Source organism: Acidovorax sp. GW821-FHT10E04 (assembly GCF_059415185.1).
Window position 1 is genome coordinate 849,901 of record NZ_JBWKMT010000001.1, and the last position, 14,421, is coordinate 864,321.

The following is a 14,421-nucleotide window of genomic DNA, read 5'->3' on the forward strand; positions in this document are numbered from 1 at the left end:
TGAAGAAGGTCTAAGTTTCAAGTCAAATTGGCCCCTAGCGCTTGTTCCATAAGCGCTGGCAGCTATCAAAACAGTAGTAGAACACCCCATGTCCCCAGACCGCTTTGAAGCCACCTACCTGATCGAGACCCCGCTGGACCCGGCCCACGTGGCCGAGGTGCTGGCGGGCGAACAATCGTGTGGCACCTTCACCCGGGTGGAGGGCGAGACCGACGCGCTGCGCGAACGTGCCCGCGCCACGGTCGAGTCGGTCGAGCTGCTGGACGTGGCGCCAGTGCCCTCGCTGCCCAACGGCTGGATGCAGCGGCGCGGCATGTTCGACACGCCGCAAACCTGGCAGCGTGCCCGGCTGCGGGTGAGCTTTCCGTGCGACAACATCGGGCCCAACCTGCCAACGCTGGCCGCCACGGTGTCGGGCAATCTGTACGACCTGGGCGAGGTCACCGGCCTGCGCCTGGAGTCGATGAAACTGCCCAGCGCCTACCGCGCCCAGTTCGACATGCCCCGCCACGGCATCGCCGGCACCCGGGCACTAACCGGCGTGCAGGGCCGCCCGCTGATCGGCACCATCATCAAACCCAACGTGGGCCTGTCGGCCGAAGAAACCGGCGACCTGGCCGGCCGCTTGTGCGCTGCCGGGGTGGACTTCATCAAGGACGACGAGGTCTGCGCCAACCCGGTTCACGCGCCGCTGGCCGACCGCGTCAAAGCCGTGATGCGCCGTGTGCGCGCCCACCAGGACAAGACCGGCAAGCTGGTGATGGTGGCCTTCAACATCACCGACGAGACCGACGCCATGCGCCGCCACGCCGACCTGATTGCGGCCGAGGGTGGCAGCTGTGTGATGGTGAGCCTGAACTGGTGCGGCTATTCGGCCGTGCAAACCCTGCGCCGCCACAGCCCACTGGCGCTGCATGGGCACCGCAATGGCTACGGCGCGCTGTCGCGCCACCCGTTGCTGGGCTTCTCGTTCAACGCCTGGCAGACGCTGTGGCGCCTGGCGGGCGTGGACCACATGCACGTACATGGCCTGCAAGGCAAGTTCTCGCAGACCGATGAGGAAGTGATCGAGTCGGCCCACGACACGCTGGCGCCGCTGTGCGAAGGACTGGACGACCGCGTGTTGCCCGCCTTCTCCAACGGCCAGTGGGCCGGCACCGTGCCTGCCACCTGGGACAGCATCCAGTCCAACGACCTGCTGTTCATGTCTGGCGGCGGCATCCTGGCCCACCCCGACGGCCCCGCTGCGGGCGTGGCCAGCCTGCAGCAGGCCTGGGACGCGGTGCAAAAGGGCGAGACCCTGGCACAGCGCGCCACCCAGGCATCCGAGCTGCGCCGCGCGATCGAATTCTTCGGCAAGAAATAAACGATGACGACGACGGCCCCTCTGTACGGCTGGTACGGCGACGACTTCACAGGCGCCACCGACACGCTGGCCGTGCTGGCCCAGGCCGGGCTGCGGTCCATGCTGTTCATGGGCGTGCCCAGCGCCGAGGCCCTGGCCGCCGCCGGGCCGCTGGATGCGGTGGGCATTGCTGGTGCCGCGCGCGCCATGCCTCCAGAGGCCATGCGGGCCGAGATGTCGGCTGTCGGCCGCTTCTTTGAAAAGCTTGCGCCGCCGGTGCTGCACTACAAGGTGTGCTCCACCTTCGACAGCGCACCGCATGTCGGCAACATCGCTTGCGGCATTCAGACCCTGCACCCGTTCGTGAGCAACCGCTGGGTGCCCATCGTGGGCGGGCAGCCGAGCCTGGGGCGCTACTGCGCGTTCAGCAACCTGTTCGCTGCGGCGGGCACGGGCGGCGCCGTGCACCGCATCGACCGGCATCCCACCATGCGCCAGCATCCGGTCACGCCCATGGGCGAGGCCGATCTTCGGCTCCATCTGGCGCGCCAGGGGCTGGATGGCATCACCGCCCTGCACTACCCGCTGTACGACTCCCCCGACGCCCTGGACGCCGCACTGCAGGCCTTGCTGGCGCATGGCGCAGCGTCCCACGCCATGGCGCCGACCTTGCTGGACCTGACCACGCCCGGCCAGCTGGCCACCGTGGGCCGCCTGCTGTGGCAGCAGTCCCAACACGCCCGGTTGCTGGCCGTGGGCTCCAGCGCCGTGGCCCAGGCGCTGGTCGCCCACTGGGGCAAGACGGCGTCCACGGCCGCTGCGCCGCTGGCGCTCGCCGACGGGCCGGTGTTGGCCTGGGCGGGCAGCTTGTCCCCCCTGACCGCCGCGCAGGTGCAGGCCGCCACCGCATACCACCGCATCGCAGTGGACGCCCAACGGCTGTGCAGCGACACGGCCTACGCGCAGGGTCTGCAAGACGCCCTCTGCGCGGGGCTGCAGAGCGGAGAGAACGTGCTGGCCTTCACCGGTCCCACGGACGGCGCGCCGCTGGCCGCTGCGGCCTCTTCCACCGATGTCGCCCAGGCCAGCGCCCATCTGATCGCCCGCGTGGTGCAAGCCCACGCAGAACGCGGCGCGCCACTGCGCCGCATCGGCATCGCTGGCGGTGACACGTCAAGCCATGCAGTCCAGGCGCTGCAACTGTGGGGGCTGTCGTACAAGACCACGGTATGCCCCGGGGTCACGCTGAGCAGCGCACACAGTGCAGACCCGTCGCGCCACGGGCTCGAGTTGATGCTCAAGGGCGGGCAGATGGGCGGAACGGATCTGTTCGAAAGGCTGCTAGGCACCGCCTGACGGAGACATCCAGGCGACAAAAAGCCCGCGCAAGGCGGGCTCCTTATGAAAAGGCATTGCGGCAGGCGCGCCTGCCGCAATTTCTTCACACGCGTGGAACCGGAGTTCCTGAGTTCACGCACAGCGCAAGGTTCAGCGCCTTGATGGCCGTCTTGTAGTCCTCGCGCTCGATCACGAACTGCATGTTCACCTGCCGCAGGGTCTGGGACACGCAGTTCACGTTGACCCGCGCATCGGCCAGCGCCTGCGCGGCCTTGGCCAGCACGCCAGGGATGCCGATGTTGGAGCCGATGGTGCACACAATCGCGCTGGGCTTGATCGTCACGATCTGGTAGTCCTCCTGCAGCTCCGCCACCAGTTCGGGCGTGACCTGGCTGTCCCACACCAGATGGGCGATGGAGTTGGCGTTGGTTGCCTTCAGGATGTAGCTCACATCGTGCTTGCAGAACACGTTCATCAAGCCCGCATCAAAGCCCACCGTGCCCACCATGCTGGGGTCGTGGATCTCGATCAGCGTGACCTTGTCGGTGCCGGTCACGATCTCCACGCGCGCGCGCTCACCCACGAAGTCCTTGGTGATCAGCGTGCCGGGATGGTCGGGCTCGAACGTGTTTTTCAGGCGGATCGGGATGCCGGCCAGTTCCATGGGCTTGGCAGCCTTGGGGTGGATGGCTTCCATGCCCACGTCGGCCAGTTGGTCGGCCACGTCGTAATTGGTGGCGCCCACCACGATGGCGTTTTCCAGGCCCACGAGGTTGGGGTCGGCGGACGACAGGTGAAATTCCTTGTGGATCACGGCCTCGGCGGGGCGCACTTCCACGGCGATCTTGCTGAACGTGACCTCGGAATAGCCGCGGTCGAACTCGCGCATGATGCCTTCGGTGCCCTTGGTGTAGCCGGTGGCCACCACCACCTTGTCGCTCAGGTCCAGGCCCTTGAAGCTCTGCGCGATGCGCTCGTCAATGGTCCAGGCTTCGTTGTCGTCAAAACCGGCCAGGTCCATCAGGATGGCGTTGACGCCACTGGCCTTGAGGATCTCGACCGAGTTGAACGCGCTGTGCGACTCGCCAATGGAGGCCAGCACCTCGCGCGCGGCCAGCAGCACATCCTTGCGGCTCAAGTAGCCGCTGGCCAGCACGTGCTGCATGGCGTTCAGGTACTCACGCGCCTGGCCAATACGCTGGTCGATGAAGGCATCGGCCACATCCAGCGGCAGGCCCAGGTCGGCGTAGCCCGCGTTCAGCTTTTTCAGGCTGGCGGCCAGCTGGGTCAGGGCGTCCTGGTAGCCCTTGCCCTCTGCAAACAGGGCGTAGATGCCGCGCTCGCCCGTCTTCTTGTGCTCCAGCAACTGGTTCGTCACGCCCGAGTAGGCGGACACCACATAGATCCGGCCATAGATGCGCTTGGGATCGTGCAGCATGATGTGGCGCAGCACATCGCCAAAGGCGGTCATGGAAGTGCCGCCGATTTTCTCGACAGAGATCTTGGAGGAGTTGACGTCTGACATGGACAAGCTCAGAGGAGCAAAAAGGATTGGGAGGCCGGGCGGATGTCCTGCCTCATGGGTAGCGGCAGAAAACTCTCTATTTTCCACCACTTTTGTCGGGGTACCCTGGCGCAGGCATTGTGGCTGGGGCACATGCAGCGTCGCGTTGGCGCGGCTTCTGTGTATGGGGGGCCGCCTGGCATGGCCCGCGCAGGACCCTGTGGTCAAGCCCGTATCAAGATCGGGTCATGTTTCCCGCCACGAGGGGCGGTGCTGCCAATGCATCTTCGGCTGCCAGACCCCACTGGTCCCAGTCCTCGCCAAACAGCTCCGCCGGGTGCTGGGTGCGGTCCGAACCGTTGCCACAGCGCATGGCTTTGGCCGGACAGTACAGATCGCAGCCCCAGCACACCCGCTCGGGGTGAGCGGGTGCCTTGGGGAACCTTTTGGCAGCGGCCATGGGGCGCTCAGGTGGGCTGGCGACTGCTGCCGTCGGATCGTCAGATCACTTCTTCTGCGGCGGCACGTCGGTGCAAGAGCCGTGTGCAATCTCCGCCGCCATGCCGATGCTTTCGCCCAGCGTGGGGTGCGGGTGGATGGTCTTGCCGATGTCCACGGCGTCGGCGCCCATCTCGATGGCCAGCGCAATCTCGCCGATCATGTCGCCAGCGTGCGTGCCGACCATGCCGCCGCCGAGGATCTTGCCGTGGCCGTGGGCCTCGGGCGAGTCGTCGAACAGCAGCTTGGTCACGCCCTCATCGCGGCCGTTGGCGATGGCGCGGCCGGAGGCCGTCCAGGGGAACAGGCCCTTCTTGACCTTGATGCCTTGCGCCTTGGCCTGGTCTTCCGTCAGGCCCACCCATGCCACCTCGGGGTCGGTGTAGGCCACGCTGGGGATCACGCGGGCGTTGAAGGCGGCGGATGCCAGCTCCTTGTTGCCCTGCAGTTCACCCGCGATGACCTCGGCCGCCACGTGTGCCTCATGCACCGCCTTGTGCGCCAGCATGGGCTGGCCCACGATGTCGCCAATGGCGAAGATGTGCGGCACGTTGGTGCGCATCTGGATGTCGACGTTGATGAAGCCACGGTCCGTGACGGCCACGCCCGCCTTCTCGGCGGCGATCTTCTTGCCGTTGGGCGTGCGGCCCACGGCCTGCAGCACCAGGTCGTACACCTGCGGCGCGGGGGCCGTACCGCCCTCTTCCGCTGCGGCAAACGTCACCTCGATGCCTTCGGGTGTGGCCTTGGCGCCCACCGTCTTGGTCTTGAGCATGATGTTGTCAAAACGCTTGGCATTCATCTTCTGCCAGATCTTGACGAGGTCGCGGTCGGCGCCCTGCATCAGGCCGTCCATCATTTCGACCACATCGAGGCGCGCGCCCAGCGTGCTGTACACGGTGCCCATTTCCAGGCCGATGATGCCGCCGCCCAGGATGAGCATGCGCTTCGGAACACCCTGGAGCGCCAGGGCGCCGGTGGAGTCGACCACGCGGGGATCGTCGGGCATGAAGGGCAGGCGCACGGCCTGGCTGCCGGCGGCGATGATGGCCTTCTTGAAGGCGATGACCTTCTTGGTGCCGGTCTTTTCCTGCGCCGTGCCGCTGGTCTCTTCCACTTCGAGGTGGTTGGCACCGACGAAGCTGCCGTAGCCGCGCACGGTGGTCACCTTGCGCATCTTGGCCATGGCGGCCAGGCCGCCGGTGAGCTTGCCGATGACCTTTTCTTTATGGCCGCGCAGCTTGTCGATGTCGAGCGAGGGCGCGCCGAAGTTCACGCCCAGGTCGGCCATGTGGCTGACCTCGTCCATGACGGCTGCGACGTGCAGCAGGGCCTTGGACGGGATGCAGCCCACGTTCAGGCACACGCCGCCCAGGGTGGCGTAGCGCTCGACGATGACGACCTTGAGGCCCAAGTCGGCCGCGCGGAAGGCGGCACTGTAGCCGCCAGGGCCACCGCCGAGCACGAGCACGTCGCAGTCCAGGTCGGCCGTGCCAGCAAAGCTGGATGCTACTGGATTGATAGCTGCTTGCGCTTGTTGTGCGGGCGCTGGAGCCGATTTTGGTGCAGATGCTGCAGCCACGGGTGTCGCAGGTGCCGGTGCCGGTGCGGCTGCCGGGGCCGCCGCGCCAGCACCCTCCACCTCCAGCGTCAGCACCACCGAGCCTTCGGCGATCTTGTCGCCGAGCTTCACGCGCAGTTCCTTGACCACGCCAGCATGGCTGGAAGGGATCTCCATGGAGGCCTTGTCGGACTCCACGGTGATCAGGCTCTGCTCGGCCTTGATGGTGTCGCCGGGTTTGACGAGCACTTCGATGATGGCCACTTCGGCGAAGTCGCCGATGTCGGGCACCTTGATGTCGATGATTGCCATGGTGTGTCTTGCCCTTTCGTTACATCACGATGCGGCGGAAGTCCGCCAGCAGCGAGGCAAAGTACACGTTGAAGCGCGCAGCGCTGGCGCCGTCGATCACGCGGTGGTCCCAGCTCAGGCTCAAAGGCAGCATGAGGCGCGGCGCGAACTGCTTGCCGTCCCATTTAGGCTCCAGGCTGCTCTTGCACACGCCCATGATGGCGACTTCAGGAGCGTTGATGATGGGCGTGAAGTAGCGCCCGCCAATGCCGCCCAGCGAGCTGATGGAGAAGCAGCCGCCGGTCATGTCGGCCGGGCCGAGCTTGCCGTCGCGGGCCTTCTTGGCCAGATCGCCCATTTCTTGCGAGATCTGGACGATGCCCTTCTTGTCGGCGTCACGGATGACGGGCACGACGAGGCCGTTGGGCGTGTCGGCCGCAAAGCCGATGTGGAAGTAGTTCTTGAGCACCAGCTGGTCGCCGTCAAGCGAGCTGTTGAACTCGGGGAACCTCTTGAGCGCGGCCACGGCGGCCTTGATCATGAAGGCGAGCATGGTGACCTTGACGCCACTCTTCTCGTTTTCCTTGTTGAACTGCACGCGGAAGGCTTCGAGGTCGGTGATGTCCGCGTCGTCGTGGTTGGTGACGTGCGGGATGACGACCCAGTTGCGGTGCAGGTTGGCACCGCTGATCTTCTTGATGCGCGAGAGGTCCTTGCGCTCCACGGGGCCGAACTTGGTGAAGTCCACCTTGGGCCAGGGCAACAGGTCCAGGCCCACGCCGGAACCGCCCGCCGCTGCAGGCGCCTTGGCAGCCTGCGCCTTGGTCTGGGTGGCACCCGCCATCACCTGCTTGGTGAAGGACTGCACATCGTCCTGCGTGATGCGGCCCTTGGGGCCGGTGCCCTTGACCTCGTCGATGGGCACGCCCAGCTCGCGGGCGAACTTGCGCACGGAAGGGCTGGCGTGGGGCAGGCCCACGGTGGGCGTGCCGGGCTGGTGGGCGGGCACGGAGGCCGTGGCGGCGACCGGTGCAGCGGCTGCAGCAACCGGTGCGGGGGCGGCAACAGGCGCAGCAGCGGGAGCCGCCGCCGGCGCTGCGGGTGCTGCAGCTGCAGCAGGCGCACTGCCCGCCACGCCTTCCAGCAGGGCCACGAGGTCGCCGATGTTGACGGTGTCGCCGATCTTGACCTTGAGCTCCTTGAGCACGCCGGCGGCGGGCGAAGGGATCTCCATGGAGGCCTTGTCGGATTCGACGGTGAACAGCGACTGCTCGACCTTGATGGTGTCACCCACCTTGACCAGCAGTTCAATGACGGCCACGTCCTTGAAGTCGCCGATGTCGGGCACGCGCACTTCCACCGGGCCCGCAGCCGCAGGGGCTGCGGCGGGCGCAGCCGGCGCAGGCGCGGCTGCGGCCACGGGGGCTGCAGCCGGGGCGGCAGCGGGTGCAGGTGCCGCCGCCGGGGCTGCGGCCGCAGCGCCCGCGTCGGTGGCTTCCACCACGGCGATCACGGAGCCCTGCTTGACCTTGTCGCCCAGGGCGATCTTGAGTTCCTTGACCACGCCTGCGTGGCTGGATGGAATCTCCATGGAGGCCTTGTCGGACTCCACGGTGATGAGCGACTGCTCGGCCTTGACCGTGTCGCCCACCTTGACCAGCAGTTCGATCACGCCCACTTCGTCGAAATCCCCGATGTCCGGGACTTGAATGTCTACCAATGCCATTGTTGTCTCCGTTCGGTTTATGCGTAGAGCGGGTTGACCTTGTCGGCCTGGATGTTGTACTTGGCAATCGCCTCGGCCACCTTGGTGGCGGGCAGCACGCCGTCTTCGCTCAGTGCCTTGAGTGCAGCGACCACGATGTAGTGGCGGTTGATCTCGAAGTGCTCGCGCAGCTTGCTGCGGAAGTCACTGCGGCCAAAGCCGTCGGTGCCCAGCACCTTGTAGGTGCGGCCCTTGGGGATGAAGGGGCGGATCTGCTCGGCATAGGCCTTCATGTAGTCGGTGGACGCGACCACGGGGCCTTGCGATGCGGACAGTTGCTGCGTGACGAACGGCACCTTGGGCGCTTCGGTCGGGTGCAGCAGGCTCCAGCGCTCGGCGTTCTGGCCGTCGCGGGTCAGTTCGTTGAAGCTCGGGCAGCTCCACACCGAGGCGGCCACGCCCCAGTCCTTTTCGAGCAGCTCCTGTGCAAAGAACGATTCGCGCAGGATGGTGCCGCTGCCCAGCAGTTGCACCGTGGGCGCATCCTTGGGCAGTGCGGGCGCCTGCTTGCACAGGTACATGCCCTTGATGATCTGCTCCTCGGTGCCGGGCTGCAGGCCGGGCATGGGGTAGTTTTCGTTCAGCAGCGTCAGGTAGTAGAAGACGTTCTCCTGGCGCTCGACCATGCGCTTCATGCCGTCGTGCATGATCACCGCGACTTCGTGCGCGAAGGTCGGGTCGTAGCTCACGCAGTTGGGGATGGTGTTGGCCAGGATGTGGCTGTGGCCGTCTTCGTGCTGCAGGCCTTCGCCGTTGAGCGTGGTGCGGCCCGAGGTGCCGCCCAAGAGGAAGCCACGCGCCTGCATGTCGCCCGCCGCCCAGGCCAGGTCGCCGATGCGCTGGAAGCCGAACATGGAGTAGTACACGTAGAACGGGATCATGATCCGGTTGTTCGTGCTGTAGCTGGTGGCCGCCGCGATCCAGCTGCTCATGCCGCCGGCTTCGTTGATGCCTTCCTGCAGGATCTGGCCGGCCTTGTCTTCCTTGTAGTACATGACCTGGTCCTTGTCGACCGGGGTGTACTGCTGGCCTGCGGGGTTGTAGATGCCGATCTGGCGGAACAGGCCTTCCATGCCGAAGGTGCGGGCCTCGTCCACCAGGATGGGCACCACGCGCGGGCCCAGGGCCTGGTCGCGCAGCAGCTGGGTGAGGAAGCGCACGTAAGCCTGCGTGGTGGAGATTTCGCGGCCTTCGGGCGTGGCTTCCAGGATGGCCTTGAAGGTGTCCAGCGCGGGTACGGTGAAGCTCTCGTCGGCTTTCACGCGGCGGTGCGGCAGGTACCCGCCCAGGGCCTTGCGGCGCTCGTGCAGGTACTTCATTTCCGGGGTGTCGTCGGCCGGCTTGTAGAAAGGCAGCTCGGCGAGCTGGCTGTCCGGGACGGGGATGTTGAAGCGGTCGCGGAAGGCCTTGATGTCTTCGTCGCTGAGCTTCTTCGTCTGGTGGACGGTGTTCTTGCCCTCGCCGATCTTGCCCATGCCAAAACCCTTCACGGTCTTGACCAGCAGGACGGAGGGCTGGCCGCCGTGGTTCTGCGCGGCATGGAATGCGGCATAGACCTTTTGCGAATCATGGCCGCCGCGCTGCAGGTTCCAGATCTCGTCGTCGGTCATGTGCTCGACCATCTTCAGGGTGCGCGGGTCGCGGCCGAAGAAGTTCTTGCGCACGTAGGCACCGTCGTTGGCCTTCATGGCCTGGTAGTCGCCATCGTTGGTTTCCATCATGAGCTTGCGCAGCGCGCCGTCCTTGTCGGCGGCCAGCAGCGCATCCCAGCCCTTGCCCCAGATCAGCTTGATGACGTTCCAGCCAGCACCACGGAACTCGCCTTCGAGCTCCTGGATGATCTTGCCGTTGCCACGCACGGGGCCGTCCAGGCGCTGCAGGTTGCAGTTGATGACGAACACCAGGTTGTCGAGCTTCTCGCGCGCGGCCAGGCCGATGGCGCCCAGGGATTCGACCTCGTCCATTTCGCCGTCGCCGCAGAACACCCAGACCTTGCGGTTCTCGGTGTTGGCGATGCCACGGGCGTGCAGGTACTTGAGGAAACGCGCCTGGTAGATGGCCATCAGCGGGCCCAGGCCCATGGACACGGTGGGGAACTGCCAGAACTCGGGCATGAGCTTGGGGTGCGGGTAGCTCGACAGGCCCTTGCCGTCCACTTCCTGGCGGAAATTGAGCAGCTGGTCTTCGGAGAGGCGGCCTTCGAGGTAGGCGCGGGCATAGATGCCGGGGGATACGTGGCCCTGGATGTAGAGCAGGTCACCGCCGTGGTTCTCGCTCTCGGCGTGCCAGAAATGGTTGAAGCCGGCGCCGAACATGCTGGCCAGCGAGGCAAAGGAGCCGATGTGGCCGCCCAGGTCGCCGCCTTCGGGCGGATGGTGGCGGTTGGCCTTGACGACCATGGCCATGGCGTTCCAGCGCATGTAGGCGCGCAGGCGCTGTTCGATTTCGAGGTTGCCGGGGCTGCGTGCCTCCTGGCCGGGCTCGATGGTGTTCACGTAGCCGGTGTTGGCCGAGAACGGCAGGTCCACGCTGTTCTGGCGGGCATGTTCCAGCAATTGCTCCAGCAGGTAGTGGGCGCGCTCGGCCCCCTCCTTGTCGATGACGGCGGACAGCGCATCCATCCACTCACGGGTTTCCTGCTGGTCGGTGTCGGTGGCGGGCGCGGCGCCGTTTCCGGCCTGGGGGTCGGGCTGAGCTGACATGCTTTGTCTCCTGTAGGTGTGGCAGCAATTTAGTACGTTGGCTCTAGTTTCGCATATTTTTTGATAATTTCAAATGGTGCTTATGCATTTCACATTACAAGAAAATGCTGCAGACGCACATTGACCCGCCGTCCCGACACCGGGCATCGCCTCCCCTACACTTGGAACATGGACTCCCTGCCCCCCACGTCTTCCCCCACCGCCATGGTCGTGGCCGCGCCCGCCCGCTGGTGGCGCAAGTGGTGGCGCGGGTTGTCGCCCACCCGGCAGGACCGGTTCGCGGCCCTGGCGCCGCTGGCCGCCGTGCTGATGTTTCTCGCGGCCATCGTGGCCGCGTTCTGGTATTTGCGCGCCGAGGAGGCCGAGCGCGAGCAGGAAGCCCTGCGGCGCGATGTGGAATATGCGCAACAGCGCGTGCGGCTGCGGCTGCTGGAGCGGCAGGAACAGCTCATGCGCATCGCACGCGACCTGTCCAACCAGGAGCTGGAGCGCACGGAATTCGTGAGCCGCGCCGAAACCCTGATCAGCCAGTACCCCGAGCTGCAGGCCATCACCTGGATCGACGAGCGCCGCCGCATCCGCGCCAGCCACGCGGCCCCCACGCTGGCCAGCAGCGAACTGCGCATCGCGGGCGAAGTGCTCAAGCCGGGCGACACCGCCGACACCTTCGGGCTGGCGCGCGACCTGCAGCAGCCGGTGTACGCCCAGCCGGCCGCCACCTCGGGCGACTCGACGCCGCTGCTGCAGCTGCAGGTGCCCTTGAACAACCAGGGCAAGTTCAGCGGCGTGGTGCTGGGCGAATACTCCATCGACAGCCTGCTGCGCTATGGCACGCCCACCGAAGTGCTGGCGCGCTACGCCGTCACGCTGCTGGACGGCAAGAACCAGGTTCTGGCGGGCACCCCCCTGGGCCCGCGCAACACCGCCACCCAGCTCCTGCCCTGGACGCCCCGCGCCAATGAATACGAGGTGCCCGTGTCGCCCGTGGGCAACGGGCTGGTGCTCAAGGCCCAGGCCTACCGCACCTCGCTGGGCGTGGTCGGCAGCGGGCTTTTCTGGCTGGTGGGCACGCTTTCCGCCATGACGGCATGGATGCTGATCGCCACCTGGCGCCACACCCGCCGCCGCATGCAGGCACAACAGGCCCTGGTGGCCGAGACGAATTTCCGCCGCGCGATGGAGAACTCCATCCTCACCGGCATGCGTGCGCTGGACATGGAAGGCCGCATCACCTATGTGAACGCCGCCTTCTGCCAGATGACAGGCTGGAGCGAGGCGGAACTCGTGGGCCTGAAGGCGCCCTTCCCTTACTGGCCCGACTCCGACCACGAAGCCCTGCACGCCAAGCTGCGCGACGAGCTGTCCGGCAAGACCATCGTGGGCGGCTTTCAGGTGCGGGTGCGGCGCAAGAGCGGCACCTTGTTCGATGCCCGCCTGTATGTCTCGCCTCTGATCGATGCGCACGGCCAGCAAACGGGCTGGATGACGTCGATGACCGACATCACCGAGCCCAACCGCATCCGCGAGCAGCTCTCGGCATCGCACGAACGCTTCACCATCGTGCTCGAATCGCTGGACGCGTCGGTGTCGGTGGCCCCGCTGGGCAGCGAAGAGCTGCTGTTCGCCAACAAGCTCTACCGCCAATGGTTCGGCTCGCAGACCGGCGGGCACCTGCAGCTGGTCGCCCAGGCCGGCGTGGTGCCCGTGGCGGGCACCGACCACCGGGGCATGGACGACGAGGACGGCCTCATGGGCCTGCCGACCGACCCGCTGACCAGCGCCCGCACCGAGAACGCCGAGATTTACCTGCCCGACCTGGGCAAGTGGCTGGAAGTGCGCTCGCGCTACCTCAACTGGGTGGACGGTCGCCTGGCCCAGATGGTGATCGCCACCGACATCACCCCCCGCCGCCAGGCCGAGGAGCAGGCGGCGCGCCAGGCCGAGCGCGCGCAGTCGGTCAGCCGCCTCATCACCATGGGCGAAATGGCCTCCAGCGTGGCGCACGAGCTCAACCAGCCGCTCACGGCCATCAACAACTACTGCAGCGGCATGGTCTCGCGCATCCAGAGCGGCCAGCTCACCGAAGAGGCGCTCCTCACGGCGCTGCAGAAGACGGCCCACCAGGCGCAGCGCGCGGGCCAGATCATCCAGCGCATCCGCGCCTTCGTGAAGAAGAGCGAGCCCAACCGCACTCTGGCCGACGTGCACTCGATGGTCAACGAAGCCGTGGAGCTGGCCGACATCGAGCTGCGCCGCCACAACGTGCGCCTCACGCATTACGTAGCCGCCCGCCTGCCGCCCGTGATGGCCGACACCATCCTGATCGAACAGGTGCTGGTCAACCTCATGAAGAACGGCGCCGAGGCCATCCAGCACGCCAGCCGCCCCCCGTCCGGGCGCAGCGTGGAGCTGCGCGTCGTGCCCAAGCACATCGAGGACCGCGAGGTGGTGGAGTTCTCCGTGCAGGACACCGGCAAGGGCCTGGCGCCCGAGGTGCTCGAACGGCTGTTCGAAGCCTTCTTCTCCACCAAGGAAGAAGGCATGGGCATGGGCCTCAATCTGTGCCGCAGCATCGTCGAGTCGCACCAGGGCCGGATGCAGGCGGAGAACCTCTACAATGGATCGGAGGTCACAGGCTGCAGGTTCTCCTTCTGGCTGCCGCTTGCCAAGCCTGCTGATGCCACTACAAATTCTGTAGCACACGTACGAAACCCAAGGACAATTGCATGAGCTTGATTCCGAAAAAAGGCACTGTTTACGTTGTAGACGACGACGAAGCAGTTCGCGATTCCCTGCAGTGGCTGCTGGAAGGCAAGGACTACCGGGTGCGTTGCTTTGATTCGGCCGAAACGTTTCTGTCGCGCTACGACCCGCGCGAGGTGGCCTGCCTGATCGTGGACATCCGCATGGGCGGCATGACGGGCCTGGAGCTGCAGGACCGCCTCATCGAGCGCAAGTCGCCCCTGCCCATCGTGTTCATCACCGGCCACGGCGACGTGCCGATGGCGGTGAACACCATGAAGAAGGGCGCGCTCGACTTCATCCAGAAGCCCTTTGACGAGGAAGAACTGGTCGGATTGGTCGAGCGCATGCTGGACCACGCCCGCGAGGCCTTCGCGGGCTACCAGCAGGCCGCCAGCCGCGATGCCCTGCTGTCCAAGCTCACCAGCCGCGAAGCGCAGGTTCTGGAGCGCATCGTCGCCGGCCGCCTGAACAAGCAGATCGCGGACGATCTGGGCATCAGCATCAAGACGGTGGAGGCGCACCGCGCCAACATCATGGAAAAGCTCAACGCCAACACCGTGGCCGACCTGCTCAAGATCGCGCTGGGCCAGAACGCGCCCAAGGCGTAATACTATTTTTTTGATAGCTGCTCGCGCTTTCCAATAAAGCGCCAGAGCCCGATTTGACGGATAT

General features: G+C 66.1%; 9 protein-coding genes. 4 read left to right on the forward strand and 5 right to left on the reverse strand.

The features are described from left to right. Window positions 1-88: 88 nt before the first annotated feature. Window positions 89-1,366: a ribulose-bisphosphate carboxylase large subunit family protein gene (locus tag AC07OC_RS03860; RefSeq protein WP_494600412.1), complete on the forward strand. Its 1,278-nt coding sequence runs from the start codon at window positions 89-91 to the stop codon at window positions 1,364-1,366. Between the two features lie 3 nt (window positions 1,367-1,369). Next, complete coding sequence (locus tag AC07OC_RS03865; RefSeq protein ID WP_494600413.1) at window positions 1,370-2,701, forward strand: four-carbon acid sugar kinase family protein; 1,332 nt, start codon at window positions 1,370-1,372, stop codon at window positions 2,699-2,701. Window positions 2,702-2,786: 85 nt separating this feature from the next. Here the strand turns inward: AC07OC_RS03865 and AC07OC_RS03870 are convergent, their stop codons facing one another. The 5 genes from AC07OC_RS03870 to aceE all read right to left on the reverse strand — a co-directional run bounded on the left by AC07OC_RS03870 (window position 2,787) and on the right by aceE (window position 11,004). Then, window positions 2,787-4,208 (reverse strand): aspartate kinase, encoded by a 1,422-nt coding sequence (locus AC07OC_RS03870; RefSeq protein WP_494600414.1) that lies wholly within the window; start codon window positions 4,206-4,208, stop codon window positions 2,787-2,789. A gap of 214 nt (window positions 4,209-4,422) precedes the next feature. Continuing rightward, window positions 4,423-4,647 carry a DUF3079 domain-containing protein gene (locus tag AC07OC_RS03875; RefSeq protein ID WP_369642408.1) on the reverse strand — a complete coding sequence of 75 codons (225 nt, stop codon included), beginning with the start codon at window positions 4,645-4,647 and terminating at the stop codon, window positions 4,423-4,425. Between the two features lie 45 nt (window positions 4,648-4,692). Then, window positions 4,693-6,558, reverse strand: coding sequence for a dihydrolipoyl dehydrogenase (lpdA, locus tag AC07OC_RS03880; protein ID WP_494600415.1), 1,866 nt, complete (start codon window positions 6,556-6,558; stop codon window positions 4,693-4,695). Window positions 6,559-6,577: 19 nt separating this feature from the next. Continuing rightward, window positions 6,578-8,263, reverse strand: a complete 1,686-nt coding sequence (gene aceF / locus AC07OC_RS03885; RefSeq protein ID WP_494600416.1) for a dihydrolipoyllysine-residue acetyltransferase — start codon at window positions 8,261-8,263, stop codon at window positions 6,578-6,580. 17 nt (window positions 8,264-8,280) lie between these two features. Beyond that, complete coding sequence (aceE, locus tag AC07OC_RS03890) at window positions 8,281-11,004, reverse strand: pyruvate dehydrogenase (acetyl-transferring), homodimeric type (RefSeq protein ID WP_218338646.1); 2,724 nt, start codon at window positions 11,002-11,004, stop codon at window positions 8,281-8,283. A 168-nt stretch (window positions 11,005-11,172) separates the two neighbouring features. Here aceE and AC07OC_RS03895 point away from each other — a divergent pair, with 168 nt between their 5' ends. Further along, the gene (locus AC07OC_RS03895) at window positions 11,173-13,734 is read left to right on the forward strand and encodes a PAS domain-containing sensor histidine kinase (protein WP_218295104.1); all 2,562 of its coding nucleotides are present in this window, start codon (window positions 11,173-11,175) and stop codon (window positions 13,732-13,734) included. Further along, window positions 13,731-14,357: a response regulator transcription factor gene (locus AC07OC_RS03900; protein WP_218295105.1), complete on the forward strand. Its 627-nt coding sequence runs from the start codon at window positions 13,731-13,733 to the stop codon at window positions 14,355-14,357. The genes AC07OC_RS03895 and AC07OC_RS03900 overlap by 4 nt, the downstream gene beginning before the upstream one ends. Window positions 14,358-14,421: the final 64 nt, after the last annotated feature.